Raw genomic sequence first — 26,987 nt, forward strand, 5'->3', positions numbered from 1 at the left:
GAAGAGCGCTATGGGGTTCGAAGTGAACATGGATGATGAATTTGCAGATAAGATTTGTAATATTCTTGGGCTGTTGGAGATTGGTTCTTCAGGTGTTGCAGGATGTGAGTTGAGGAAGGTCGCCGAATCGAATAGTTGGATAATCGAATTTTTTTGGCGCGACGAACAATCTATGCATGCTCATTTTCGATCATGTCAACTGCAAGAACTGATTAAGCTGTTGGCTTCTAGATCGCGTAAGATTGTATTCGAATGCGACAGTGAATGAGCCTAATACATATAGATTTCTCAGCCGATTAGTTACCAACCAGCTTTCTCTTAGTTAATCGGATTGCGGTGAGGAAGACGCGCATTCCTTGGAGCTGATGAGGCCTAATAGGCCTCAACAGAATTCCTCCTCAGAAGTCCAAAGTCACTCCGGTGTAAAGCGCACGGCCATCACCCGGGGAATGTAGGGATGCCTGGGCACCGTCCGGGTCATACCAAGCATATTCATAATAACGATTTGTAAGGTTTTTCAGCTGTAAGTCGACACTAACTGATCGTGTCACTTTGTATGTTGCGCCGAGGTTCATCAGCACGTAACCGCCATACGTCCCTTTTTTATTCTCCCGTTCTAGGTAGTAATTGGTCTGGCCGTTCATCCAGGCCGTCAGATGTAATGCTGGTGTCGCGTCGTAGCTGATTCCCGCGTTGTAGAGGTGATGCGGGATGTGGTCGATTTCCTGACCTTTGCTGTTAGGCAACGTGGCACTCGGCTGGAGTATTTTCGAATATTGCCAAGAGTAGGCCATCCAGATATTGGTGCGTTCGTTCGGATACAGGTTCATCTGCAAGTCGTAACCCCAGCGCCGTGTTTCACCAACATTATCGGATTCGCCGCTTGGGTCGTTCAGCCTTCGACTAACTTCCCCCGAGGCCTCTTGCTGCCAATAAGCAACGCGCCCGTCTACCCAGTCATCCGGCGTGAACTTGATTCCGGTTTCCCAGCCCTCGTTGATCGAGGGTGCCAGATCGGTATCCCGGGGAGGTATCTTGTAAGCCGCCGCCCCGGTGCCCACTTGAAAGGTACGTCCCCAGTTCGCATAGAAGCTGGCAACGTCCCAGGGAGAATAGACAACGCTGATCTTCGGCTGCTTGATCAGCCCGTAGTCGTTGATGTCGTAATCTGTGCCGGTCATTTCATTAGTGAAGTCGCCCTGGATCTTGTCGACCCTGTAGGCGGGTACGATCTTCAGAGACTCGAAAGGTTTGATCTCTGCCTGGACATAAGCGCCGTAGGTGTCGAAGTCGAACTGTTGGTCGCGGGTGGTAGCTAGACGTGTGCGGTCTCTAGTGCGATAGCGCTCACTTTTATTTTGCTGCTGCTGTACGTCTGCGCCTCCTTCCAAGGCGAAGTCGTAAAGCCAGCTGACTTGCGGTCGCCAGGTCACGGAGGTTAGCGCGCCATATTGCGTCTCGTAAGCGTCGCGTTCCTGTTGAGCGCTGGTGCTCCAGTATTGCGTCCAACGCCTGTCATCGAAGGTGTTGACGTAGGTCTTCGCTGACCAAGCGAGGTTATCAGCCAGGTCTGTATCAAAATGCAGACTGACTTGGTTCATGCGACGCGTACCCTTGTCAGTAGCGTTGAAGCTGTTGGTCATTTCCGGGTGATGACGTGCATCGTCTTCTCTTAGATAACCTGGCTCCTGAGCTTCAGTTTCGTAGTGACGAGCAATAAGGCCGATACGGTAGCTGTCATCGTCCGGCGTGTAGAACCATTTGCCAGACATTGAAAACTTGTCGGCTTCGGCATGATCCCGGTAGCCATCAGATTTTTGATAGGCGAAAAAGTAATTCTGAGTCCAGTTGCTGCTCTCAATTCCCTTGGCCAGCTGTGCTTCTTGGGTATTGAAGCTTCCATAACGCAGCCGCGCCTTGTTGTAGTCGCCACCTGTGCGGGTGAGCATGTTGACGTTGCCGGCAATGTTGTTCAGACCATAACGCGCATCGCTGGTGCCACGCACCACCTCAATGCTGTCCAGCTCCATGGGGAAAATCATGTCCATGAACGGCATATTGCCGTCGTTGCTGTTGCTCGGAATGCCGTCGATCAAAAGCTTTACGGCATTCACTTCGCCTTCACCGTTAAAGCCACGGAAGGAAATTTTCCCTGAGGTCGTGCCTTGGTTGAATTCAGTGAGCATGACACCCGGTGCGCGACTGAACAGTTCCCAGCTGTAATTTACTGGCATTTTTTCGAGGATGTCTCCTCCGAGAATATCCACCGAGCTGAGAACGTTGCTGGTACTCAAAGGGCCGCTTGCCGAGCCCTGAATGCTGACCGCACCTAGGGTCAGGGTTGAATTTTCGATTCTGCTGGCTTCAGCTAATGCCACTGACAGCGGGCTCAACGCGAGCACGCCTATTGAAAGCAGGGGCCAAAGGGGGCGGGACACAGACAATGCCTTTGCAGGGCGCAAAGTGGTTGAAGCAGGCATAGCACGCACTTCCTGATGATCAAGAAACTTTAAGGGCGTTCAGCGTCCATCGCAGGCCGCTAGAAGGATTTAAAGAGAGCAGCACCGCATGAGGTCAGCGGTGTTGTGATCAGGCGAAAGGGGATGCGCGTGGACTTAGGCTTGGCCAACGAACTCTCGGATGTAGCGTGGGCAACTCAGGATTTTCGAGGGCGGTATTGGGGGTGTACGGCGGTAGGTAGTGCCGGTAGTAGTTGGACGGTAACGCTGCAAGTCCCGCATGACCACAACAGCAGTCGCCGTGCTGCATGACAGGTTTCGATTGCGGCAGCTGCAGGGCATCAATTACTTTGCCGAGGTCTGCAGGAAGGGCGCTCAAGTTCCCACCTGAACAAAAACCACCCCAAAGCATCAGGCGCACGTCTGGTGCCTGTATCGCACGACTCATCGGCATAGCGAACAGATTGAGCAGGACAGCCAGACAGGCAATCCAGGGACGGATACGTTTCAACGAGCTCATAAATGAAATCGCCGCGAAGGGGCAACTATTTAGCCCGCTTTAAAGAGTGAAGTAAATTTTTCCTGGGTGCGCTATTTCGCCACAGGTCATATTGGATCGCAGGGAAGATCTCTGCGTCCAAACAAGACGCCTGCACCAACTGGTAAGCTCGCTCATCAACTTGTTGGATGATGGCTATGTCTCTACGCGCACTTCGAACACTGCTTGCTATTGCCCAACACGGTTCTTTCGTCAGAGCAGCGGACGCCGTTCATCTCACCCAGTCAGCGGTCAGCCTTCATGTTCGGTCGTTGGAGGAGGATTTCAACGCGCTCCTGTTTGACCGTTCACGACGGTTGCCGGTACTGACGGATGCGGGCCATATCGCCGTGGAGCGCGCGAGAGAAATTCTAGCCTTGTATGACGGCATCTCCTCTGAGCTTGGCGGCGACAGCGAGTTACGGGGCAGGCTTAGAATCGGCGCCATCCAAACAGCACTGGCAGGCGTTTTGCCCCTCGCACTGTCTGCATTGCGCGCCCTGCATCCGCACCTGCGCATCACTGTTGCGTCGGGCATGTCTGCTGAGTTGGCCACGCGCGTAGAAGCGGGCGAACTAGATGTTGCGATCACCACAGAGCCGGTGAAACCACACCCTTATGGCCTGGTGAGCACGGTGCTTTACGAGGAAGGTTTCTGGATCATCGCGCCTGTGTCACTCGCGCATGAGGACTTGCAGCTTCTTCTCAAAAGTCAGCCGTTTATTCGCTTTGATCGTCGTGCCTGGGCGGGTCGAACCATTGAGCGGGAGCTTCGCACTATGCGGATGCGGGTGCAGACCAGCATGGAGCTTGATAGCCAAGATGCGATTATCCAGATGGTTTCAAGCGGACTTGGAGTATCCATCATTCCTCTCGCTCAGCAACAAGTCGAAAGCCTGACCACACTCGCCTTTGAGCCGTTCGGCACGCCTCAAAAAACCAGGCGCGTTGTATTACTGGAGCGCGAAGAGCGTCCGCTTAGGCGATTGGCTTCAGCCCTGGCGAACGCCGTGAAAGCTTATTCTCCGCACACCGACCCATGAGTGATACTTGTTGTTTGCTGAATTTTAAATCGTTTTTATTTTAGAGTCCGACTTCTTATCGTGGTGCCCATCCAGACGCATTCTTGAGGGCGACATGAGCACTCCACCTACCGCAGACAATATCCTGCAGTCTCCTATCCTGATCATGGCAAAGCGAGCGGCGTTGATGCGAGCGCAGGGCAGGGATGTCATCGACCTGACATTGGGCGAGCCAGACTTCAACGCGCCGCCACACGTTCTTGAAGCTGCGCACGCTGCGCTCAGCGGTCGCCTGACCTACTCACCGTCTAACGGTATTGAACCACTTCGTCGCGCGATCCGAATGCGCATGAAAGAAATTCGAAACCTCGATTACGCCGATGATCAAGTGGCCGTCGGCTGTGGCGCCAAACAAATCATCTACAACGCTTTTCAAGCGACCCTCAAAAGTGGCGACGAGGTGATCGTGCCCGCGCCCTATTGGGCGAGTTATCCCGCCATGATCAAGATGTGCGGCGCGCGACCGCTGATTGTTTCGACTACAAGAGAACAAGGTTTTCGCCTCACTGCAGAGCATTTGGATGCAGCGCTTAGCCGGGCAACGTCGCCCAAGTGGATCGTCTTGAATGCGCCGGGCAACCCGTCAGGAGCGCTCTACTCACGTGAGCAACTGTTGGCCATCGCCGAAGTGCTGCGTCGATATCCAGGGGTGATGGTGCTATCAGATGACATTTATTCAGAAATTCGTTACACGGATGATCCCTACCAAACGTTGGCGGCGGTGGCGCCTGATTTGAGAGACCGTATCCTGATCGTGGATGGCGTATCTAAAGTTTACGCAATGACCGGCTGGCGAGTGGGGTGGGGGTGTGGGCCAACGTCATTGATCACGACGATCAGCTCGGTTCAATCACAGAACTGTACTCAGACCAGCACCCTGAGCCAGTTGGCGGCGGTTTCCGCATTGACTGGGCCTCAAGCGTTGGTGGGCGAGCGAAATGCAATTTATCGACAGCGACGTGATGCCGCGCTCCAAATCCTGCGGGCCTGCGAAGCTATTGATGTCGCATGTCCAGAAGGCGCGTTTTATCTTATTCCTAGGATCAAAACGATCAATGATGATCAGGCCTTCGCGCTCAAGCTCCTTGAGGCGGGCATAGCAACTGTTCCAGGTAGCGCTTTTGGGATGCCAGGACATCTCAGGCTTTCCTTTGCTACCGATGAGTCCATCCTGACCGCGGGCTGTGAACGTTTGGTGCAAAAAATCAAGGCGGGCGCATGACCCTTTCTTTGTTGATTGCCTTGTTACCCATCGCTTTTTTGATCGCGCTGGGCGCATGGCTCAAGCATCGTCAATTTCTAGCGGATACCTTCTGGGCGCAGGCAGAGCGCTTGGCATATTACGTATTGCTTCCTTCACTTTTCTTTCACGGACTGGCGACCGCCAAGCTTGATGGAGTGCCCATTCAAAGCATGGTCTCGGTGCTTATATTGTCGACTGTAGTCGTGTCGCTAATGCTATTGGGAGCAAGAGCGTTGATCACTCGGGACAATGCGACATTCACGTCAGTTTTTCAGGGTGGCATACGCTTCAACAATTACGTTGGCGTTTCTGCCGCGGCGGGTTTGTTTGGTGTGCAAGGCGTAGCGCTGGCAGCCGTCGCGAACGCTGCGATAGTGCCTACAGTTAACATCCTGTGCGTACTTGTTTTCGCAAGGTTCGGATCTAGCGGCAGAATGACATTTAGCAAAGTGCTCAAGCAGTTGGCACTGAACCCACTTGTACTCGCTTGCTTCGCCGGCGGGTTGATCCAGGTCTTAGGCTGGGGGCTACCAGTTGGTATCGAGCCGATGCTCAAAGCCTTGGGTCAAGCGTCACTGCCGCTCGGTTTACTCTGCGTGGGTGCCGCGCTTGAGTTCGGGAGCATTAAGCAATGGCTACGCCCGGTCGGCTATTCGTCTCTGGTGAAGTTCTTAGTCATGCCGCTCGTCACGCTTGGAGCTTGTCATCTGTTCAGGCTTGAAGGGAAAGCTGCCATTGCAGCACTCCTGTTCCAGGCGCTGCCGACCGCTTCATCCTCCTACATCATGGCTCGTCAGTTGGGCGGAGATGCGCCACTAATGGCTGGGATCATCGCTTGCCAAACCCTTCTCGCAGGCGTCGCTCTTCCCATTGTCATAGTGGTAATGACCCAATGGATTGACTTCTAGGCATTTACGAAAAGCGTTCAACGATGCCGTCCTGATGCGGGATGTTTCGCGCACCACTTTTGAGCCGTATCCGTTTTTTTCTTCTATTACGCCGAGATTGTGGCAGTAGTACGAATTCAGATTCTATCTCGAGCTTGGAGTCATCCGGGTCGCCGAGGGGGCTTCAGGATCATGTCCGCGATAGGTCGATGCTGATCCGCCTCCAACCGCCTACGCCATCTCCCGAACTCAGCCACATGGCGCATATCGAGATTAAAGAGGTTGACTGTCCTCCTGACCTCTAGAGAAAAAACCTCCGATAACCCCTATTTACAGGCAATTCTAGCGTCTTCTAAATCCCCAGAAAGGAATCGATCAGATCAAAGGATGACTGATTGCCTAGGCCTGTCTGTACAAGTATGTATTTGCGCGCTAGAGTCGACCATGTGTCTCGACACGTTTGTCCGCAACCTGGGGGCTGTGTGTTCAGCGTAATGCCACACGCGCTCCATAACTGTACTCGTGCGCCCCAAGCGCTTCTGTTGGTTATTAGGAATAAAAACAATGAAAAAATCTATTTTGACCTTATCAGTATTGGCTCTGTGCGCGGCGGCTGGTATTGCCGTTGCCAAGGAGTACAAGGAGTTGCGCTTTGGAGTCGACCCATCCTATGCACCCTTCGAATCCAAGGCCGCCGACGGCAGCCTTGTGGGCTTTGATATTGATCTGGGTAACGCGATTTGCGCTGAACTGAAGGTCAAGTGCAAATGGGTAGAAAGTGATTTCGACGGGATGATTCCTGGCCTCAGGGCCAATAAATTCGACGGCGTGATTTCTGCCATGACCGTGACTTCTTCGCGGGAAAAAGTCATCGATTTCTCCAACGAATTGTTCTCGGTGCCAACATCCTTCGTCTTTAAGAAAGGCTCGGCCTTGAGCGAAGACATCACGACGCTGGCTGGCAAAACCGTTGGCTATGAACAAGGCACCACCGAGGAGGCCTACGCCAAGGCCGTGCTGAACAAGGCCGGGGTAAAAACCCAGGCCTACGCCAACCAGGATCAGGTTTATGCTGACCTGGTCACGGGTCGCCTCGATGCCTCGATTCAGAACATGCTGCAAGCTGAAATGGGTTTCCTGAAGTCCCCGCAAGGCGCTGACTTTGAAGTGAGCAAGCCAGTCCATCACGAACTGCTGCCAGCAAAAACGGCGATCGGTCTGCTCAAAGGCAATGCCGAGCTTAAAGCCCTAGTGAACAAAGGCATACAGGCGCTCCACGACGACGGCACCTACGTGGCCATCCAAAAGAAACACTTCGGTGATCAGAATATTTACAGCGGCAAATAACGACGCTGCGCCCATTCACGGATGGGCGTTTTCCTGATTGACGAAGGGCTTCCCCATGTTAGAAAACCTATTGCAGATGCTGGGGCTGTCGGGCTTCAGCCTCAAGGGCTTTGGCCCACTTTTGCTGCAAGGCACCTGGATGACGGTCAAGTTATCCTTCCTTTGCTTGCTGCTAAGCGTGATTTTCGGCCTGATCGGTGCCAGTGCCAAGCTTTCAACGTCGGCGCTGTTGCGCGTCCCTGCACAGGCCTACACCACGCTGATTCGTGGAGTGCCGGATCTGGTTCTGATGCTGCTGATCTTCTACAGCTTACAGACCTGGCTCACCCAGCTGACCTCAGCCTTAGGGTGGGATTACATCGAGATCAATCCATTCAGTGCCGGCGTGATCACGCTGGGCTTTATCTATGGTGCGTATTTCACTGAGACTTTCCGAGGCGCCATCCTCGCCGTGCCGCGTGGCCAGATGGAAGCGGCCACTGCTTACGGCCTTACCCGCGCGCAGCGTTTCCGCTACGTACTGTTCCCGCAGATGATGCGTTTTGCCTTACCGGGTATCGGCAACAACTGGATGGTCATCCTCAAAGCCACCGCGTTGGTCTCGATTATTGGGTTGGCCGACCTGGTGAAAGTGGCTCAAGACGCCGGCAAGACCACCTATCAACTGTTCTTTTTCCTGGTGCTGGCGGCCTTGATCTATCTGGTCATCACCACTGCATCGAACTACGTCTTGCGCCGGCTGGAAATCCTCTATGCCGCAGGCACCCGGGAGGCCGTGCGATGATCGAACTTCTGCAGGAATACTGGAAGCCTTTCCTCTACAGCGATGGCTATCACATCACCGGGTTAGCGATGACCCTGTGGCTACTAAGTGCTTCGCTTTTCCTGGGCTTTTTGATGGCACTCCCGCTGTCGATTGCCAGGGTCTCAAGCAACGTATGGGTGCGCTGGCCGGTACAGTTCTACACTTATCTGTTTCGCGGTACGCCACTGTATATACAGCTACTGATCTGCTACACCGGTATCTACAGCCTTGCAGCGGTGCGCGCGCAACCCATGCTCGACGCATTCTTCCGCGATGCAATCAACTGCACCATTCTTGCCTTCGCTTTGAGCACTTGCGCCTACACCACGGAAATTTTCGCCGGGGCGATCCGTAACATGAATCACGGCGAGGTCGAAGCGGCCAAGGCATTCGGACTGCGCGGCTGGAAGTTGTATGCCTACATCATCATGCCATCTGCGCTGCGCCGATCGCTGCCGAACTACAGCAACGAAGTCATACTGATGCTGCACTCGACCACAGTCGCGTTCACTGCGACTGTGCCGGACATTCTCAAGGTCGCCCGGGATGCCAATTCGGCAACGTTCCTGACATTCCAGTCGTTCGGTATCGCCGCCGCGATTTACCTCGCAGTCACTTTCTCTCTGGTTGGCCTGTTCCGTCTGGCTGAACGCCGCTGGCTGTCTTTCCTCGGCCCGGCTCATTAATTCAGGGTGTTTGAACATGTACAAATTGACCGTTGAAAACCTGCATAAAAGCTATGGCAGCCACGAAGTACTCAAAGGCGTTTCCCTAAACGCCAAGACCGGCGATGTGATTAGCCTGATTGGCGCCAGCGGGTCGGGCAAGAGCACCTTCTTGCGTTGTATCAACTTTTTGGAAACGCCCAACGACGGCGCCATGGGCCTGGATAACCAGCCGATTCGCATGATGCATGACCGCCACGGCATGCATGTGGCCGACGCTTCTGAACTGCAGCGGCTGCGCACACGGCTTGCGATGGTGTTCCAGCACTTCAACCTCTGGAGCCACATGACCGTGCTCGACAACATCACGATGGCTCCACGCCGCGTCCTGGGTATCAGCAAGAAAGATGCTGAGGAGCGTGCTCGGCGGTATCTGGACAAGGTAGGTTTGCCGTCTCGCGTTGCCGACCAGTATCCGGCTTTTCTCTCTGGCGGGCAGCAGCAGCGGGTCGCTATCGCTCGGGCTTTGGCCATGGAGCCTGAGATCATGTTGTTCGACGAGCCGACTTCGGCGCTTGATCCAGAATTGGTCGGCGAGGTGCTCAAGGTTATCCAGGGTCTGGCCGAAGAAGGTCGAACCATGATCATGGTGACTCATGAGATGAGCTTCGCGCGCAAGGTGTCGAGTCAGGTGTTGTTCCTCCACCAAGGACTCGTGGAAGAGCAGGGCTTACCTAAAGATGTCTTGGGTAACCCCAAGAGCGAGCGCCTGCAGCAGTTCCTTAGCGGCAACCTCAAGTAACCGCTATGCCTTCGAGCGACTCTTCGGTCGCTCATTAGCTCCAAATTACCTTGCCCTTCGTCAGTGACCATGCTCGAGTAAAATTCGCTTGATTATGGTTGTATATACATGATTATATTTATGCGTGACCTGTAGCGTTAAACCAATAAATAGGCTGAGAAAGTCATTTCGAGAGGATTACCGGTGAGCAAGCCATCCCATTTCCGTAATGTCGAAATCCGCGCCGCGCGTGGTAACACGCTGACCGCCAAAAGCTGGCTGACCGAAGCTCCACTGCGCATGTTAATGAACAACCTCGACCCGGAAGTGGCCGAGAACCCAAAAGAACTGGTGGTGTATGGTGGCATCGGTCGTGCGGCGCGTAATTGGGAATGCTACGACAAGATCGTCGAAAGCCTTACCAATCTAAACGACGACGAGACCCTGCTGGTGCAATCCGGCAAGCCGGTCGGCGTGTTCAAGACCCACAGCAGCGCCCCGCGCGTGCTGATCGCCAACTCCAACCTAGTGCCGCACTGGGCCACTTGGGAACACTTCAACGAACTCGACGCCAAAGGCCTGGCCATGTATGGCCAGATGACCGCCGGCAGCTGGATCTACATCGGCAGTCAGGGCATCGTCCAGGGCACCTACGAAACCTTCGTAGAAGCCGGTCGCCAGCATTACAACGATAATCTGAAGGGTCGTTGGGTGCTGACCGCAGGCCTCGGCGGTATGGGTGGCGCCCAGCCACTGGCGGCAACCCTGGCCGGCGCCTGCTCGCTGAATATCGAATGCCAGCAAGTCAGTATCGATTTCCGCCTGAACAGCCGTTACGTCGACGAGCAAGCCACAGACCTCGATGACGCACTGGCCCGCATCGCCAAATACACCAAAGAAGGCAAGGCTATCTCCATCGCCCTGCTGGGTAACGCGGCGGAAATCCTGCCTGAACTGGTCAAGCGCGGCGTACGCCCGGACATGGTCACCGACCAGACCAGCGCCCACGACCCACTAAACGGTTACCTCCCGGCCGGATGGACTTGGGAAGAGTATCGCGCTCGCGCCAAAACCGAGCCTACCGCTGTAGTGAAAGCCGCCAAGCAATCGATGGCCGTACACGTCAAAGCGATGCTTGAATTCCAGAAAATGGGCATTCCAACTTTCGACTACGGCAACAACATCCGTCAGATGGCTCAGGAAGAAGGCGTGGAAAACGCATTCGACTTCCCGGGCTTCGTACCGGCCTACATCCGTCCGCTGTTCTGCCGTGGCATCGGCCCGTTCCGCTGGGCTGCGCTGTCGGGTAACGCTGAAGACATCTACAAAACTGACGCCAAGGTCAAAGAGCTGATCCCGGACGACGCGCACCTGCATAACTGGCTGGACATGGCGCGCGAGCGCATCAGCTTCCAGGGCATGCCGGCACGAATCTGTTGGGTAGGGCTGGGTCTGCGCGCCAAGCTGGGCCTGGCATTCAACGAAATGGTGCGTAGCGGTGAGTTGTCGGCGCCGATCGTCATCGGTCGCGACCATTTGGACTCCGGTTCCGTGGCCAGCCCAAACCGCGAAACCGAATCAATGCAGGACGGTTCCGACGCCGTGTCCGACTGGCCACTGCTCAACGCACTGCTGAACACCGCGAGCGGCGCGACCTGGGTTTCCCTGCACCACGGCGGCGGCGTCGGCATGGGCTTCTCTCAGCACTCGGGCATGGTGATTGTCTGCGACGGTACCGACGAAGCGGCTGAGCGCATTGCACGCGTGCTGCACAACGACCCGGCGACCGGCGTGATGCGTCACGCCGACGCGGGTTACCAGATCGCAATAGATTGTGCCAAAGAACAAGGCTTGAACCTGCCAATGATCACCTCTGTTAAAGGAGCAAAAGCATGAACACACTCAACATCATCCCTGGCCAACTGAGCCTTGCCCAACTGCGCGACGTCTACCAGCATCCGATCAACATCTCCCTCGATGACAGTGCTTCGGCCCAGATTGAAGCCAGCGTTGCTTGCGTGGAACAAATCCTCGCCGAGAACCGCACCGCCTATGGGATCAATACCGGTTTCGGCCTGCTGGCCTCGACCCGCATCGCTACCGAAGACCTGGAGAACCTCCAGCGCTCACTGGTTCTGTCCCACGCTGCCGGTGTTGGCGAACCGATCAGTGACGCGCTGGTCAGGCTGGTCATGGTGCTCAAGGTCAATAGCTTGAGCCGTGGTTTCTCCGGCATCCGCCGCACCGTCATCGAAGCACTGATCGCTTTGATCAACGCCGAGGTTTATCCGCACATTCCGTTGAAAGGTTCGGTCGGTGCATCCGGCGACCTCGCACCCTTGGCCCACATGTCGCTGGTGCTGTTGGGTGAAGGTAAGGCTCGTTACAAGGGCGAATGGCTGGAAGCAACCGAGGCGCTGAAAGTCGCCGGCCTGACGCCACTGACACTGGCTGCCAAGGAAGGGCTGGCGTTGCTCAACGGCACGCAGGTATCCACCGCTTATGCACTGCGTGGTTTGTTCGAGGGCGAAGATCTGTTCGCTGGCGCACTGGCGATCGGTGCTCTGACTGTTGAAGCGGTTCTGGGGTCGCGCTCGCCGTTCGACGCACGCATCCACGCCGCGCGTGGCCAGAAAGGCCAGATCGACAGTGCTACCGCCTACCGAGACTTGCTCGGCGAGCGCAGTGAAGTCTCCGACTCCCACCAGAACTGCGGCAAGGTTCAGGATCCGTACTCCCTGCGTTGCCAGCCGCAAGTCATGGGCGCTTGCCTGACCCAGTTCCGTCAAGCTGCGGAGGTATTGGTCGTCGAAGCTAATGCCGTCTCCGATAACCCATTGGTCTTCGCTGTCGAAGGCGATGTGATCTCCGGTGGCAACTTCCACGCCGAGCCTGTGGCCATGGCTGCTGACAACATGGCATTGGCGATAGCGGAAATCGGCTCGCTAAGCGAACGGCGTATTTCCCTGATGATGGACAAGCACATGTCGCAATTGCCGCCATTCCTGGTGGCCAACGGCGGTGTGAACTCCGGCTTCATGATTTCCCAAGTTACCGCAGCGGCGCTGGCCAGTGAGAACAAGGCACTTGCGCATCCACATTCGGTGGATAGCCTGCCAACTTCCGCGAATCAGGAGGATCACGTGTCAATGGCTCCTGCAGCGGGCAAGCGTTTATGGGAAATGGCTGAAAACACTCGCGGCGTCCTCGCTGTTGAGTGGCTCGCTGCGTGTCAGGGCCTTGACTTGCGCGAAGGCTTGAAGACCTCGACGAAGCTGGAGCTTGCCCGCACCAGCCTGCGCAGCAAAGTGGCTTACTACGACAAAGATCGCTTCTTTGCGCCGGATATCAACGCAGCAAGCGAGCTGTTGGCTTCCCGGTGCTTGAACGAACTGGTGTTGCCAAAGTTGCTGCCTAGCTTGTAATCGGGGGGAAGGGGCGTTTGGCTCCTGTGTGAGCAAGCTGAATTGCTCGAGTCATCCCGCACGAGAGCTACAGTGTTTATGCAGTTTTTTTGCTCTACAGCTATCGGCGACAGGCAGTTGTCGTAGCTGTGGAGCTTTTTCACTTTTGTAGTGCAGGAAACTCACTGGTGAAATTCTGCGTCAAGAGGTTGTCCGGAAAGTAGAAGCAGCAATGGCATTTCGATCCCGGTTTATGATGGAACAGTTCATCAGATGCCTTCAGGCATCAACTGTCTCTATGCGCCCCGTTTACCGGCAGGCGACTGCCGAGTCGATAGCGTGAGGAGGGGTGAACCAAGCGCACGTAAGTCACAATTTTGCTTTGGCTCCAAGTGCGGCGGATAAGTGCTAAGCAAGGTTCGTTGGCGTCGATCTGCATATGTTTGCTTTCGTCAATGCTTGGGTGACAGGCTTCGACGATATGCTCCATTTCATCGGGTTTGACGACGCGCAACAGGTATTTGGCGGGTTGCAAGTGCTCCCCGAAGTCTTGCTTCAGAAATTCTGGCACCAGCTCGGGATTGACGTAACGATCCTCGAGTTGCACGGGCACGCCTTCTTCGCTGTGAACACAGACTAGATGAAAAACTGAAGAACCGGTGGTCAGGCCCAATGCGGAGGCCACCGGCATTGAGGCCGATTCGCGCCCCAAGTGCAGCACACGGCAGGTGTAACTGTGACCTCTGGCGAGGATTTCGTCGGCAATGTTCGTGATACGCAGCAAGTTTGATTGCGGTTTGCTTTCGGCTACGAACGTGCCAACGCCTGAAATCCTGACCAGATGACCTTCTTCGGTCAGTTCGCGTAAGGCCCGGTTGACGGTCATGCGCGAAATGCCCAGTTCTTGCACCAGTTGGTTTTCTGAAGAAATCAGGTCACCAGGTTTCCAAACGCCCGCGCGAAGTTGGTCTTGCACATAATCCTTTGCACGCCGGTAGAGCGCTTGTGGTGCATTTTTGATCATTAGTCAGTCCGTGTTTCAAGTGCGGCAAGGACGCTTGCCAGTGCTTGGAGGAAAAGGTCGTTATCCTCACAGCTTCCGACAGAGACGCGCAAGTACTCAGTGTATCCAACTTCGCGCCACGGTTTTATGATAACCCCTTCACGCAGCAGTGCTTGGTTGATTACTTCGGCCGGATAAGGCGTGCTAAAAAACAGGAAGTTGGCCAAGGACGGTGCGGTCGTAATGCCTTGCTCGTGCAGCGCTACTTCCAGCCGCTGGCGTTCGCTGGCGACATGGGATAGGCAGGCGTTTAGATGACCATCATCTGCCAGTGCCGCAATCGCTGCAGCTTGTGCCACGCTGTTGACGTTGAACGGGGTGCGCAGGCGGTTAATCAGATCTGCCAGCAGTGGATCGCTGACGATACCGTAGCCGATGCGCAAACCTGCCAGGGAATAAGCCTTGGAGAAAGTCCGCAGCAGGATAAACGGTTTGCCGCTGGCCTGAATCAAACCGAGGCAATCTGGGTACTCGGCCTCCCACTGCGCGTATTCGTAATAGGCCTCATCAAACACCAGCAGACACTTCGAGGGCAATGCGTCGAGCAGTTGCTGCAACTCGTCGGCGCTTAAGGTGCAGCCGACCGGATTTGACGGGCATGAAAACATCAGCACATGGGTGTGGGGGGTGAGTGCAGCGATCATTGCCGCTACATCGAAGGTGCCTCTGTCGGTCATGGGAACACCTACCACCCGGGCACCGGCTGCCATTGGGTATATGAAGTGCAACCCGAAAGATGGCACCACGGTAACTACTTCGTCATCGTGGTCTAAAAACACGCGGCTGATGACGCTCAGCAAATCTTCCGAGCCGTTGCCGAACACCAATTGATTCTCGGGTACGTCGAGCTTTTTCGAGAGTGCAGAGCGTAATGCCTGGCAGCCAGCATCGGGGTATAGCGCAATTTCGCTGCAAGCTCGAGCCGTTGCGGCGCTAACGGCGGGTGCTGTGCCCATCGGGTTTTCGTTGCTGCCTAGTTTGGCGACGCGAGTCAGGCCGAAACGCTTGCGCACAGCATCCGAGGCGAGGCCGGCGTTGTAACTGGCCAATTCGCGCACTTCTGCGCGGGCAAGCAGGTTCAAGTCATTGGCATTCATACAGGGTTAACCTCATTAGTGTCTTGCTGGTAGGCATTACGATCTAGGCAGTTCTGCAAGAGTTGCTGCAGACGCGGCTATTCGGCGTTATGGCTGATCTCGTACGGCTGGTCGTTGAATGGGGCTGAGCGGTATCAGTACATTCATGAGTAACATCCTTGGGGAGCAGGATGATCACGCAGCAGACATCTGTATGTGCCTGTATATACCGGTAAGGCAAGATGCAGGCCAATATGTCTGAGCTGCTTTTGATTCCGCAGTTCAGGCTTGTTTCTAGCGAAGTTGACCAGGCTGATGATCGCTACTTTTTAGCCTTATGTAACCGCTGGTTGCGCTTGGAGTGTTACCCATGATGCCTGGTGGGAAAAAACGAAACCTTTAGTGTCGGGGCACCTAAAGCGTTCTAATCGCGAGAGGAGGGTAAGTCGCTCTACCTTAGGCTTATGGCGCATTTTTTGATCGAGCGGCATGATAAATGCTTAATCTTGTATATACATGATTGGTGTTTCAGGCTAAAACACATGTTTCACCCCTCCTGAACCTATTAAGCAACGAGTCGACATGATCTCAAGCCGCTGTTCGCTCCTGATCTATGTGTCCGGTGTCCGCGAGGGGGAACACGTGCTCAAGCGTATGCATGACTCAATGGCCTACCGTAAAAACCGCTGAAGTCGAATCGATGATTCACAACCGGTGCTCGTTGATGGGCGCCTCCTTGAATTACCCAAGAGAGAACTGCCATGACCGTTAGTAATCTGCCCTTTTCCAAAGTCCGCCACAGCCAGGGCCTGGTTTTTTTGTCTGGCGAATTGCCTTTTGGTGAGGACGGTAGCTTTCCTGAAGGTATCGAAGCGCAAACACGTTTGACCTTGATGCGTATTGCCCAGACGCTGGAAGCCGAATCGCTGTCGCTGGACGATGTTGTCAGCGTTACCGTGTACCTGACCGACCGGAGTAATTTCGCCGAATTCAATCGGGCTTATGCATCATTCTTCACGGCCAACCTGCCAGTGCGCGCGACCGTCTGCGCCGGCCTTGTGGTCGATGCATTGGTCGAGATCAGTGTCATCGCGCAACAGCGTGCTTGATTCGGAGGCAGCGTGAACGAAAAACAAGTGGTGGTACTGGGTGCCGGCATTGTCGGCGTATGCACGGCGTTGCATTTGCAACGCCGTGGCTGCGCGGTGACGCTGGTGGACAAAGGTTTGCCGGGGCGTGAAACGTCGTTCGGCAACGCAGGCATCATTCAGCGTGAGGCCATTGAGCCTTATGCGTTCCCGAGGGATCTTGCCAGCCTGATAAACGTGGCAGCCAAGCGTGACATTGGCGTCAATTACCATTTGCGCGCGATGCCTGAATACGTGCCTGCCTTGGTCAGGTATTGGGCCAACTCCGCGCCTAGGCATTACCAGGCCATTGCAGATGCCTTTCGCACGCTGATTGAGCACTCGATCAGCGAGCATTCGGAGTTGATTGATCAAAGCGGTTCGCAAAACCTGATCGTGCGCAAAGGGTGGATCCAGGCTTTTCGTAGCCCACAGCAATTCGATGAGGCGGTGGAGCGCGCGGTACGCGTGAGTGCACACGGCGTGTTGTCTGAGCATCTGGACGGTGTCGCGCTCAGAACGGCGGAACCAGCGTTGAGCGATGCATTGGTGGGGGGCATTCATTGGCTGCAACCCTGGACGTGCATTGAGCCGGGTGAGTTGGTGCAGCGTTATGCCGATCTGTTCGTTCGTGAAGGTGGGGATATTTTGCGTGGCGATGCGCGATCGTTGCGTCAGTCGGGAGCCGGTTGGAGCGTAGACACCGATTCTGGATCAGTCGGCGCGTCGCAGGTGGTCGTGGCGTTGGGCCCTTGGGCTCACGAACTGCTTGGCGAGTTGGGCTACCGCATTCCGTTGTTCGTTAAGCGTGGTTACCACGCTCACTTTGCCGATGGCGCGACATTGAGCCGCCCGGTGCTGGATACCGAACAAGGCTACATGCTGGCGCCGATGAAGCGCGGTATTCGCCTGTCAACGGGGGCGGAATTCGCCAGCTTGAGTGCACCTCCAACACCGGTGCAACTGGGCAAGGCCGAGCGGGCCGCACGGCAGGTATTAGCCTTAGGCCCCCAGGTGGAGCGCACGCCTTGGAGCGGCGCCAGACCCTGCACTGTAGACATGAAGCCGGTGATCGGCGCGGCGCCCTTGCATAAAGGGCTCTGGTTCAATTTCGGCCACGCCCATCAAGGATTTACGCTAGGCCCGGTCAGCGGTCGACTGCTCGCAGAAGTGATGATGGGCGAGGCGCCTGTGGTCGATCCGGCACCCTTTGCTCCCGGACGTTTCTGAGCTGAGCAGCAGTGCATGAACTTTCTCGCCCATCTCCGTCGGACTGGTTGTCGGAGACGGCGTTAGCTTCGACGACTAACACTTCGGCGGTTTGACGGAACTGGGTCAGACACGCTCCCATGACTTGCGGCTGGCAACGCAGGGAGTACGGATCCTGAACCTTGCCGCAGTTCTGGTGCGAATCAGAAACTTCACTGCGTTCGCCCAGCAAGTCACGGTAAGCGCTAGCGGTGTCGATCTGGCTTTTTTGTCCACGAGCGGCATGGATGCGAGCGTCGAACGGCGAGCGCGAGCCCAAGACTGCTTCAACTGTCAAACCACCAATGACCAGTGCGCCAGCGAACAGATCTTCGCCCTCGAACAAACCACGCAATGCGTATGCGGTAGACACCTGTGTGCCATTGAATTTGCCGCCATCGCCTGCCTTCCGGTGATTCTGGTTGCGGTGCTTGTCGTATTGAACTTGCGGAGCGCGGCACAGGCCAATTTCCTGGATAGCAGCGGTCGTGAAATTCGCCAGATCGATAACGGTATGAAGCAGTTCTTTGAAAGCATCCGCCAAAACGTCGAATACCTGGCCAAGGATCCTCGAATCGCCACCGTCAAGGGATTGAAAAACTATACCGCGGCCAATGCTGAGCAAACGCCTGTGACCGAAGCGGATCAGCGACTCCAGGCTATTTTCGATAGATTTGCCGAGACCCATCCGACCACTGCGTCTATTTCCCTGGGGCTCGAAGACGGCGGCTTTGCCGGTTGGCCCGACGACCCGAAAATGGCCAGCTACGACCCCCGAGTACGTCCTTGGTACAAGACCGCCGTGGCGGCCGCGCCAGGCTCAACCGTGCGCACGAGCGCTTACTATTGGGCACCGGATGACATGGTGCTGGTCAGCACGGTTCGCGCTTTCGCCGACCCCAGCGGCAACCCTGTGGGTGTCGTCGGCGTGGACGTCTCGCTCAAGCAACTGACTGAACTGGTTAAAACCATCAAGCTGGGCGACAGCGGGTACCTGATGATGGTCGAAGCCAACGGCAACGTTCTGGTCGATCCGGCGAATGCCAAAAATAGTTTCAAGCCCCTAGCCGATCTGGGCCCCGGCTATACCGAGCTGGCAAAGAGTGGCGATGGCGTGACCCAGGTTGAGATCGATGGCGTGCCCTACATGGTCAATGTGGTCAGTTCTGAAAGCCTGGGCTGGCGCTTCATCGGGCTGATCAAACGCGACGAAGTCATGGCTCAGGCCACCAATCTGACAGGGTTGACTGACTTTAGTGTAATTCCAGGTTAATACCCTTTTGAAAGGTCTCCGTAGCTTAGCTCTATTTCGCCGGCGCTCTCCCAATCCGCTAGTTCTGGGTGCGCTCCATCGTAATAGAGGTAGTTATTTTGCCACCCCAAGTCCCCATACCAAGCGTTAACCCGTGTGACCAATTCGTCGAGAACTTCAATTAAGACGTCGTCGACCATTTTTTGGGCGTTTCGCTCATATGGGTACCGCGCGGCAGTGAAGATGTGCCGGTATGTCTCGATTACGCCCTCATACTGATCAATGCGAAGCTGCTGCCGAATTTGAGCAGGTACCGAATGAAACAAGGTCAACAGGTCATGCTTGTCAGGATTTTTGCGGTCACTTGGAACCTTGTTAAGGTTTTGCAAATGACCATGTGCGGTCTTGAGGGCCGCATTGTCCAATTCGTAGGTTTCGTTAATCTGGCCAAGGTTTCCACTGGGCTTGGAGCAAAAGCTTTTCAGGATGATTTCTATACCGATGGCAGCGTTTATCTGCGCCACATCGACCATGTCAAAGCCTCTTTGCATATGTTGAGCGGCCTTCAAGTAGCGATAGGCTGTTTCGACCATCCAGGCCGTTGAATGCTGCTGCGTCATTGTTGCTCCTTCGAAAGTCTGTCTGTGCAGGCCTGATATTTCCTTGAATTCAGACGCGTGCTTAATCAAGTTGCCCTTACCTGTATAAAGCTGCCCCAAAGGCATTCGATGAATTAGCGTGCAAACGGAACGTCACGTGGGTTTCTCGCTTGCGCTTCCTTCAGTCATTCCGAGATTTGGGCGATGCCCCAGAATTTTGGTTTGTCCGAATTTTGTATGCGATGAAGGCCGTCACTCCGTAAATACACCAGTAAACGGGCGCTGCCGCTAAGCTTGATAGAAAACATAAAGCAGCGCAGACGATGAGCATGATGATGTAGAGGTTAAAAAGCGGTCGATCGTCTCTTTTTCGGATGTGATTGAGACCCATGCAGACCCCTATCATGTAGAGAGTAGTAGCGAAACTCTAAATCCTGAAGGTGACCGAAATTGCCCTATCACCTCTGCCATGATCCTGTTGAAAGAAGATCGGGCCAAGCAGCCAGAAAATGCAGATCGACAGTGCAACTGTCCCCAGTAGCCCCCATCCGAAATAGGTTTTCGCAAAACTGTATTGTCCTTTGCAAAGGCGGCTTTGCAGAAAAGGATAGGTCAGGAGCGCGAGTAAGATTGGCACGAGAAAGGACATCGAAACGTTCCGTCGTTGTATGGAGTGATGTTTTGATTGATTGAAACCTGTACCAGCTTTACTACCTGCAACAACTGATGATCCGAGGAAAACTATCAATTTCAATAGTATCACATAGCCATCAAGCCATCGCCGCCAGCAGCTCGAAAAGTGGTGGGAGGGTAGGTTAGCGGCGCTCATTCTGCTGACGAGGGAGTACAATTAAGCTAATAAATCGACCCATCGGCAAACACTCCGGAGTACCGATCCAAAATGAAGCAGGCGCTTTTACGCCTCCCCAAAAACTACCTTGGTCGTGACTTTGTAGTCGGTGATATCCACTTCAAAACCACCGAGCTCCACAAGGGGCTTCGTGCGCTCGGCTTTGACAGTGCGATTGATCGGGTCATCGCTGTCGGTGATCTGATCGACCGTGGGCCCGGGATGCTAGATGGCCTAAAGCTGCTCGGCGAACCTTGGTTCTTTTGTGTCCAAGGCAATCACGAGCAGATGCTGATAAACGCTTACCGTGAGAACCCACAAGCACGCTACAGCTCCCACGGCGCGGGATGGTGGTCAACTATCGCGGATGAGTCGAAAGGAATGGTGATCGAGAAGCTGGAACAGCTTCCCACCGCCATAGAAATTCAGTCCGCACGTGGCTTGGTCGGTGTCGTTCACGCCGATGTGCCAGCAGGGATTTCTTGGCAGGAGTTCGTTGGGAGCCTAGACAATACTCAGATCGAAGAGATCGCTCTGTGGGGCAGAGAACGGATCATCAAGCATTATCGTGATGGTGTTCCAGGCATCTGGAGAGTTTGTACGGGACATACGTGGATTCCGAAACCGCTGAGACTGGGAAATTTTCTCGCGCTTGACTGCACGGGAGGAGGGGACGGCCCATTGGCAATCTACTGTGTCCAAGAAGATACTATTTATGTTGATGGGCATCCTGCGTCGCTTGATAGTAACCGTCCGGTAGACACGTCTTGACGGAATCATCTTAGGCCGATGGCGCGAGCAAGACGCCCCTGTTGACGGTTGCGGTGGAGCATTTATGAGCTTTTGGTGTCCGGGAGGGGGCCTTTGGCCCAGTGATCAGATGCTTCGCCGCTCAGGTAAGGCTGAACCTCGCGGGCCGTATCTGCGAACCGAGTAGTACTGTTTCCTTTATTGTCATATCTGAACCAGTGATCGCCTCCCATAACCGCCCCTAAACGGATACGCTTATTCGGATGCAGGTGTGCCGCGACCACTTTTGTTGGCGGGATCTGTTCACCCCACGACATAGTCACTCCCTCTGCGGGGCTAACAGCTACCTCAATGGCAAATCCCCCTCCATGCCTATCAAATTGAAACGTGATCAGATCAATTTGCTGTCCTGTATTGCGGCGAAAATGGGGAGGCGATCCCTTAAACCCCATGCTGCGAAGGATAGGGATGACATGCTCCTTTAATGCTGCATCGATTTTTTCACGTTCCATTGCATTACTCTATTTGGCAAAAGAGGAAGGTGTTCGGTAATACGCTCAGCGATTAGGTGGACGTCCACTTATGCGGCAGAAGCTCAGTAATCTCGCTCGCCCGCTGTGTAGGCAGGCGTGTAAGAACATCCTTCAAGTAAGCATACGGATCATGCCCGTTGAGCCGCGCCGACTGGATCAAACTCATGATCGCCGCCGCACGTTTACCGCTGCGTAACGAGCCCGCGAACAGCCAGTTCGAGCGCCCAAGAGCCCACGGCCGGATTTGATTCTCGCACCAGTTATTATCTATGGGCACAGCACCGTCATCGAGATAGCGCATCAGCGCTATCCAGCGCTTGAGGCTGTAATCCAGCGCCTTGGCGATGGCCGAACCCTCAGGCACAAGCTGTCTTTGGGCGGTCATCCAGGTATGAAGTGCGTCGGCGATTGGCGCTGCTTTTTCCTGCCGTATTCGCTGCCGATCACCCGGCTCCAGCTCTCGGACTTCTCGTTCAACGTCGTACAAGGCCGCGATGTAGTGCAGCGCTTTTTCGGCGACCTGGCTCTTGTTGGTCGCGTGCAAGTCGAAGAACTTCCGGCGGGCATGGGCCATGCAGCCGATCTCCGTAACGCCCAGTTCAAAGCCTGCCTTGTAGCCGGCAAAGTCATCGCAGACCAGCTTGCCGTTCCAACTGCCCAAGAAGGCTCGGGCATGTTCGCCAGCGCGGCTCGGGCTGAAGTCGTAAACGACCGCCGCCAGGCCGGAGAACTGACTGGTGGCATAGGCCCAGACGTAAGCGCGATGAGTTTTTTTCGCGCCAGGCGTCAGCATTTGTACCGGCGTCTCGTCGGCGTGAACGACGCCGTGCGTCAGCACGGCTTCGCGCAGCGCATCAACCAGCGGCTGTAATTGCACGCCGCAGTTGCCCACCCACTGCGCCAAGGTCGAACGGGCGATGGGCAGCCCGGCGCGGCCAAAGATTTTCTCTTGGCGATACAGCGGCAGATGGTCGGCGAACTTGGCCACCATGATGTGGGCCAGCAGGCCAGCTGTCGGGATGCCTTTGTCGATGACCTGCGCCGGTACCGGCGCCTGGATCAGCGTTTCGCACTGTTCGCAGGCCCACTTTCCACGGATGTGACGCTCGACGGTGAATACGCCGGGCGTGTAGTCGAGCTTTTCGCTGGCGTCTTCGCCGATGCGCTTGAGGGCGCAGCCGCACTGGCAGTGGCTGTTGTCCGGTTCGTGATGGATCAGTGTGCGAGGAAACTGCGGTGGCAGCGGTGCGCGCTTGGGTTGCTGGCGCACTTTGGCTTCGACAGGTGCCGGTTGCAGCGCCTCAAGTTCGGCTTCGATAGCGGCGATATCCATATCGGTCAAGTCGTCGAGCAGGCTGGCTTGATCCGGGCTCAACTGCTCGCTGCGCTTGGCAAACTTGAAGCGCTTGAGCAGCGCGATCTCGTGGGCCAGTTTCTCGTTGACCGACTTGTGATGAGTGATTTGCTTGTCCATCGTCTCGACGCGCTGGATCAACTGCGCCGCCAAGGCACGCAGTTCTTCAGGGTTTAATTGATCGAGATTCGGATGCGAAGTCATGCCGCCGATTTTGCCAGAGAGGGCTAGTGGCGGCGATAGACTGATGGGCCAATTGCGCTGGCAAGCAGGCCATGGCAGGCGAGCTAGAGCATCGTGATGGCTCCTCCGGAACCGACGCTTTGCCAAGGTAAGCCGAGCACCAAGGCTTGAAGTTGCTCTGCATCCAACTCGACTTCAGAGCCGTGCCGCACGCCCGGCCAAAAGAAACGCCCTTGATTCAAGCGCCGGGCTGCAAGCCAAATCCCCAAGCCATCATGCACCAGCACCTTCATGCGATTGGCACGACGGTTGGCAAACAGATAAGCACAGTGCGGCTTCGCCGCACCGAACACCGCCACGACCCGCGCCAGCGCAGTTTCAGTGCCGGCGCGCATGTCCATGGGCTCGGTGGCGAGCCAGATGGAGTCGATGCGGATCATCGCAGCAGGTCTCGCAGGAAAGCAGAACACGCCGCTGCATTTTCTGCCGGCCAACTCACCACGACTACGCCTTTTGAATGCGGCACTTCGATTCGGATCGTGGCAGGAAGGGCCTGATGCATCGGCACCGGCGGCGATGTCTTGACCGGGATGAAGGCGGTTTGAAGTGTCAGGTTTTTCTGCGCATGCACGCGTATCCATTTATGGACGAGGTTGGCGTTGAGATTGTGGGTCAAGGCGACATTGGCAATCGAGGTGTCAGCCTGCGCACACTCGGCGATTACCTGGGCCTTAAAGGACTTGGAATAGGAACGGCGTTCTTGTGGCATGGGCGTCCGCTTAAAAAGGCTAGAAATGGTGTCCACTTAAATTTAGGTGGACACCATCGCCTCAAGCGACGGTGTCAGGAAGGTGTGTTGCCCGGACGGTTACGCTTGATAGCGCAGAGAGCATTTCAGAGCAGCTACAGGAGCTGGAGCACGTCATCAGTCAGCTTAAGACAGAAGTAAATGGCAACAGGTTGATTGAATCGCAGAGCCTTAGCGGTAAGGCTGAAGCCTTGGCCAAGCAAGTGAACTCAGCGTGGATCACCATGAGAGGTGAGGACGCTGAATCTGAGAAGCTCATTAACGCGTTGCACGGGCTTAGCTTACTTGCTGGCGAGCGTAGAGGTGCCAAGCTTGATGAGCTGAAGGCAAGGTACAGTGGAACGCAGACGGAGCAGCTGCTTCAGCGGCTTTTCGGCGCCTGATTTACTGCTCTAGACTTCACAAAATGGTTCTTCAAGACGCTTTCGCCACACAAACCGAAAATATATTTTCCCCGCCCCCTTGAAAGTAAAATTTCAAACCGGAGGCCTTATATTTGAAAACAAACAAAAAGCGACGTTCTCCAAAAATCCCCCTTTTTTTCGGCCTGCCTTGAGCTGTGGGGCAATCGACCCGATTGCCTTGATGTTGCTCTATGGGTTTGCGCTCCTTGTGCTTTTCATCTTTTGGCTTCTGATTTCCGGTTTCTCTGCGTTGGAATGCTTGATGGAGGGCGGCGAAGCCAGTGTTGTGTATGCTGATCGCACCTTTGCGACGTCAGTCGCGGCTACTTTTTGATTCCAAAAGACATCAATTTTTGTCGAAAAAAACCGGCCATGTGCCATCTCCAATGTGTAAGTGATGATCCCGCTTTTCAAAGCGACTTAGTTCGCCGACGTCTCAAAGACTTTAGCCCAGTCGCGACTCGCTAGTTCCGAGCAAACATTGGGCGCACCCCCGAAGCATCGTTGGCAAACCTTCAGCATTTCTACCTCAGTACGGTATTGAATGGGATCACCGTATTCGTCGACCAAAACGCCTTTGGCACCAATCAGCAATGCGTGCCCCGCGACTACGTCATGGGCTGACACCGGATATAGAGACAGTCCGCAAACTCCATCCCCAGCAGCGACCTTAGCCAGTCTGTACGCAATCGATGGCATGGGGTAAAAACCTGCCGGCGCACAGAGCTCGCGATTGGTCTGCGATTTGTTGCCAGCAGCAGCGCTCACCATCACCATGCACTCCTTCGAAAGCACCTGTTTCGAAAGGTCGACATAGATCGGGGCTCCATTCCTAACCAAGTGATCCATACCTGCGGCCCAGCTGATGCTATCTGCCTTCCCATCCGGAGTTAATGGCGCATGCACCACACCCAAGACAGGTTGAAGGTCATGAAGTAGTCCTACCGAGACAGCCGAGCCCGACAGTCCCTTCAGAAAATCACTTGTACCGTCATTCGGGTCAACTACCCAGCAGAAGGAGTTGCCGGAAAGTACGTGGCCGGTCTCTTCACCCCACCAATCGCATTGCAAAATTTTTAGCAACTTCTCACGGAGAAATACCTCAATTTCGACGTCGATTTCAGCTTTATCACCGTAACCCCTACGGCCTTCCGGACGTACACATTCCTCTGCCAATAACAAACCCGCCCGCTCCACAACTTCGATCACCTGGGGAAGAATCTGCTGCAGTTGTTTATTGATCATGGCGACCTGACGAGCTAACGGGCGGAGGAGTGAAGGGTGATGCCTTGTCCCTAAACAAATAGACAAAGCTCCTACCATCTTACAGGAGCTGCGAACCAAGCCATCGACTGAGACGATCACCTTGAACGTTTTCCAGTTTGTTGATGGCACCTTTGAGCATTCCGACCATGGCATCTAAATCATGATCGTCCGGAAACCATTCTGACAGCTCGACGTTGCAAAACTCTGAACGGCCTAGCCCCCACTTGAGAACCATATCTCCGGTCGCGCGGAAGTGATCGGCCATATAGATCTGGTGATCGGTCTTCCACCCCCTCCGCTCTAGTTCATCGGTGGCGTTCAAGATGCCCGTGTCACCAAAGCAAAATGCCGTGTCGGGGTAGTGGATACCAGCAAGCGACACCTTCGCCTCACCGACCTCGCTGTTCCAATATGCTAGGTAGTGCCATCCACCCGAAGTGATGTGAGGCCTCGGGAAATTTATGGCTGCCTTGCCGGTGATGAAGTGCTCGTAGGTAACCCTACTAAGGTCAAGATCGAAATTACGCATTACTCGACCTCTTGGATTTTCCAAAGTAGGCCACGACCGCAGCCGTGTCTGCCGTCTGATTAGATGGCAATGAAAAGCGTCTATTCAGCGAAACAAAATTCAACTTGCTGGGAGTTCGTCACTGAGCGATGACTTTGGGGCTTTCGAGAGCGAGGTCGCGCTGGCAACTCGTCACACGACGAAATCGCCAGATTTTTGAGAACTCCCTCATGGCCTAGGCTCGCCAATTCCTCTTGGGTGCGACGCAGCAAAGCGTCAACGGACTCTCCCGACTCAGCGCACAGAGTAATGGCGACCAGGGTCATAGGACTTACTCTGAGCGGGCCGCTCAAAGCCATTATCATCTCCAGCGTGGGGCTTGACTGGGCGCGCTCTAGTTTCGAAACGTATGTTCGACTGCTGACTTCCGCAAGATTTTTCTGGGTCAATCCTTTGCCCGCGCGCATCGCTTTTAGCACGGCAGCAAAAGCAATTTTGAGCGTCATAAACACGTTCCTGATTAGCCAGTCCCTTTTAGCGTGGTTACGCTGTATGAGCCATTTTAGCCATGTGAAGCCAATCACGGTATGGGGATTGGAGTGGCTTCACTCACCAGACTAGGTTGGGATTTTCGCGCCGCCTCTCTAGCGTCTCGCAGTCTTTGCTCAGCGTACATCGCTGAGTCATCCTCAGGCAGCGGGTAGCCGGCCGCTGATAGCGCCTTTGCTCGCTCTTCGATCAGCACCCGCTCAGGA

24 protein-coding genes and 2 pseudogenes are annotated in these 26,987 nt (G+C 55.0%); 13 read left to right on the forward strand and 13 right to left on the reverse strand.

The features are described 5' to 3' along the window. Positions 1-398: 398 nt before the first annotated feature. Together PspCFBP13528_RS18610 and PspCFBP13528_RS18615 are read right to left on the reverse strand one after the other, a co-directional pair. A complete protein-coding gene (locus tag PspCFBP13528_RS18610) occupies positions 399-2,480 on the reverse strand; it encodes a TonB-dependent receptor (RefSeq protein ID WP_122461176.1) in 2,082 nt (693 codons plus the stop codon). A gap of 109 nt (positions 2,481-2,589) precedes the next feature. After that, positions 2,590-2,979, reverse strand: coding sequence for a DUF2946 domain-containing protein (locus tag PspCFBP13528_RS18615; protein ID WP_122461174.1), 390 nt, complete (start codon positions 2,977-2,979; stop codon positions 2,590-2,592). Positions 2,980-3,155: 176 nt separating this feature from the next. Here PspCFBP13528_RS18615 and PspCFBP13528_RS18620 point away from each other — a divergent pair, with 176 nt between their 5' ends. The 9 genes from PspCFBP13528_RS18620 (at position 3,156) to hutH (ending at position 13,232) form a co-directional block, all read left to right on the forward strand. Continuing rightward, a complete protein-coding gene (locus tag PspCFBP13528_RS18620; RefSeq protein WP_122461172.1) occupies positions 3,156-4,040 on the forward strand; it encodes a LysR family transcriptional regulator in 885 nt (294 codons plus the stop codon). Positions 4,041-4,134: 94 nt separating this feature from the next. Further along, entirely contained in the window at positions 4,135-5,301 is a 1,167-nt protein-coding gene (locus PspCFBP13528_RS18625) for a pyridoxal phosphate-dependent aminotransferase (RefSeq protein ID WP_137201184.1), read from the forward strand. Next, positions 5,298-6,230, forward strand: a complete 933-nt coding sequence (locus tag PspCFBP13528_RS18630; RefSeq protein WP_101220337.1) for an AEC family transporter — start codon at positions 5,298-5,300, stop codon at positions 6,228-6,230. Before PspCFBP13528_RS18625 ends, PspCFBP13528_RS18630 begins: the two co-directional genes overlap by 4 nt. Before the next feature lie 543 nt (positions 6,231-6,773). Beyond that, positions 6,774-7,556, forward strand: a complete 783-nt coding sequence (locus PspCFBP13528_RS18635) for a transporter substrate-binding domain-containing protein (protein WP_101220338.1) — start codon at positions 6,774-6,776, stop codon at positions 7,554-7,556. Between the two features lie 55 nt (positions 7,557-7,611). Continuing rightward, positions 7,612-8,340, forward strand: a complete 729-nt coding sequence (locus PspCFBP13528_RS18640; RefSeq protein WP_137201185.1) for an ABC transporter permease — start codon at positions 7,612-7,614, stop codon at positions 8,338-8,340. Next, positions 8,337-9,047, forward strand: coding sequence for an ABC transporter permease (locus PspCFBP13528_RS18645; protein WP_068933319.1), 711 nt, complete (start codon positions 8,337-8,339; stop codon positions 9,045-9,047). The genes PspCFBP13528_RS18640 and PspCFBP13528_RS18645 overlap by 4 nt, the downstream gene beginning before the upstream one ends. 16 nt (positions 9,048-9,063) lie before the next feature. Beyond that, a complete protein-coding gene (locus PspCFBP13528_RS18650; protein ID WP_137201186.1) occupies positions 9,064-9,828 on the forward strand; it encodes an ATP-binding cassette domain-containing protein in 765 nt (254 codons plus the stop codon). Positions 9,829-10,011: 183 nt separating this feature from the next. Further along, positions 10,012-11,703, forward strand: a complete 1,692-nt coding sequence (gene hutU, locus PspCFBP13528_RS18655) for a urocanate hydratase (protein WP_137201187.1) — start codon at positions 10,012-10,014, stop codon at positions 11,701-11,703. Continuing rightward, positions 11,700-13,232, forward strand: coding sequence for a histidine ammonia-lyase (hutH, locus tag PspCFBP13528_RS18660; RefSeq protein WP_137201188.1), 1,533 nt, complete (start codon positions 11,700-11,702; stop codon positions 13,230-13,232). Before hutU ends, hutH begins: the two co-directional genes overlap by 4 nt. Before the next feature lie 265 nt (positions 13,233-13,497). Here the strand turns inward: hutH and hutC are convergent, their stop codons facing one another. Both hutC and hisC read right to left on the reverse strand, forming a co-directional pair. Beyond that, the gene (gene hutC / locus PspCFBP13528_RS18665; protein ID WP_137201189.1) at positions 13,498-14,235 is read right to left on the reverse strand and encodes a histidine utilization repressor; all 738 of its coding nucleotides are present in this window, start codon (positions 14,233-14,235) and stop codon (positions 13,498-13,500) included. Next, positions 14,235-15,371: a histidinol-phosphate transaminase gene (gene hisC, locus PspCFBP13528_RS18670; protein WP_137201190.1), complete on the reverse strand. Its 1,137-nt coding sequence runs from the start codon at positions 15,369-15,371 to the stop codon at positions 14,235-14,237. Before hisC ends, hutC begins: the two co-directional genes overlap by 1 nt. Positions 15,372-16,111: 740 nt before the next feature. On the opposite strand from hisC, the gene PspCFBP13528_RS18675 reads away from it, so the two are divergent. Next, the gene (locus PspCFBP13528_RS18675; RefSeq protein ID WP_137201191.1) at positions 16,112-16,459 is read left to right on the forward strand and encodes a RidA family protein; all 348 of its coding nucleotides are present in this window, start codon (positions 16,112-16,114) and stop codon (positions 16,457-16,459) included. Between the two features lie 12 nt (positions 16,460-16,471). Continuing rightward, positions 16,472-17,707: an FAD-binding oxidoreductase gene (locus PspCFBP13528_RS18680; RefSeq protein ID WP_137201192.1), complete on the forward strand. Its 1,236-nt coding sequence runs from the start codon at positions 16,472-16,474 to the stop codon at positions 17,705-17,707. A gap of 46 nt (positions 17,708-17,753) precedes the next feature. Here the strand turns inward: PspCFBP13528_RS18680 and PspCFBP13528_RS18685 are convergent. Next, positions 17,754-18,110: pseudogene (locus tag PspCFBP13528_RS18685) on the reverse strand (aromatic amino acid lyase); the annotation flags it as partial. On the opposite strand from PspCFBP13528_RS18685, the pseudogene PspCFBP13528_RS18690 reads away from it, so the two are divergent. Further along, positions 18,099-18,971: pseudogene (locus tag PspCFBP13528_RS18690) on the forward strand (cache domain-containing protein); the annotation flags it as partial. The pseudogenes PspCFBP13528_RS18685 and PspCFBP13528_RS18690 overlap by 12 nt on opposite strands. A 23-nt stretch (positions 18,972-18,994) precedes the next feature. On the opposite strand, the gene PspCFBP13528_RS18695 reads toward PspCFBP13528_RS18690, so the two are convergent. After that, positions 18,995-19,597 carry a hypothetical protein gene (locus PspCFBP13528_RS18695; protein WP_241669118.1) on the reverse strand — a complete coding sequence of 201 codons (603 nt, stop codon included), beginning with the start codon at positions 19,595-19,597 and terminating at the stop codon, positions 18,995-18,997. Positions 19,598-20,477: 880 nt separating this feature from the next. Between PspCFBP13528_RS18695 and PspCFBP13528_RS18700 the strand changes: the two genes are divergently transcribed. Next, positions 20,478-21,197 carry a metallophosphoesterase gene (locus PspCFBP13528_RS18700; protein ID WP_241669119.1) on the forward strand — a complete coding sequence of 240 codons (720 nt, stop codon included), beginning with the start codon at positions 20,478-20,480 and terminating at the stop codon, positions 21,195-21,197. A gap of 62 nt (positions 21,198-21,259) precedes the next feature. Here PspCFBP13528_RS18700 and PspCFBP13528_RS18705 read toward each other — a convergent pair whose 3' ends face one another. The 7 genes from PspCFBP13528_RS18705 to PspCFBP13528_RS18735 form a co-directional block, all read right to left on the reverse strand. After that, complete coding sequence (locus PspCFBP13528_RS18705) at positions 21,260-21,688, reverse strand: DUF4304 domain-containing protein (RefSeq protein WP_130903563.1); 429 nt, start codon at positions 21,686-21,688, stop codon at positions 21,260-21,262. Positions 21,689-21,740: 52 nt separating this feature from the next. After that, the gene (locus tag PspCFBP13528_RS18710) at positions 21,741-23,267 is read right to left on the reverse strand and encodes an IS66 family transposase (RefSeq protein WP_137201195.1); all 1,527 of its coding nucleotides are present in this window, start codon (positions 23,265-23,267) and stop codon (positions 21,741-21,743) included. A gap of 83 nt (positions 23,268-23,350) precedes the next feature. Beyond that, positions 23,351-23,686 (reverse strand): IS66 family insertion sequence element accessory protein TnpB, encoded by a 336-nt coding sequence (gene tnpB / locus PspCFBP13528_RS27920; protein WP_137201196.1) that lies wholly within the window; start codon positions 23,684-23,686, stop codon positions 23,351-23,353. Continuing rightward, on the reverse strand, positions 23,683-24,015 hold the full coding sequence (locus PspCFBP13528_RS18720) for a transposase (RefSeq protein WP_137201197.1): 333 nt from the start codon (positions 24,013-24,015) through the stop codon (positions 23,683-23,685). Before PspCFBP13528_RS18720 ends, tnpB begins: the two co-directional genes overlap by 4 nt. Before the next feature lie 863 nt (positions 24,016-24,878). Further along, positions 24,879-25,703 (reverse strand): inositol monophosphatase family protein, encoded by an 825-nt coding sequence (locus PspCFBP13528_RS18725; protein ID WP_137201198.1) that lies wholly within the window; start codon positions 25,701-25,703, stop codon positions 24,879-24,881. Between the two features lie 79 nt (positions 25,704-25,782). Next, positions 25,783-26,253 (reverse strand): hypothetical protein, encoded by a 471-nt coding sequence (locus PspCFBP13528_RS18730; protein WP_137201199.1) that lies wholly within the window; start codon positions 26,251-26,253, stop codon positions 25,783-25,785. An 80-nt stretch (positions 26,254-26,333) separates the two neighbouring features. Next, positions 26,334-26,738 carry a helix-turn-helix transcriptional regulator gene (locus PspCFBP13528_RS18735; protein ID WP_137201200.1) on the reverse strand — a complete coding sequence of 135 codons (405 nt, stop codon included), beginning with the start codon at positions 26,736-26,738 and terminating at the stop codon, positions 26,334-26,336. Positions 26,739-26,987 lie beyond the last annotated feature (249 nt).

It is taken from the genome of Pseudomonas sp. CFBP13528 (assembly GCF_005233615.1).
GTDB classification, from domain to species: Bacteria; Pseudomonadota; Gammaproteobacteria; order Pseudomonadales; family Pseudomonadaceae; genus Aquipseudomonas; species Aquipseudomonas fluorescens_AM.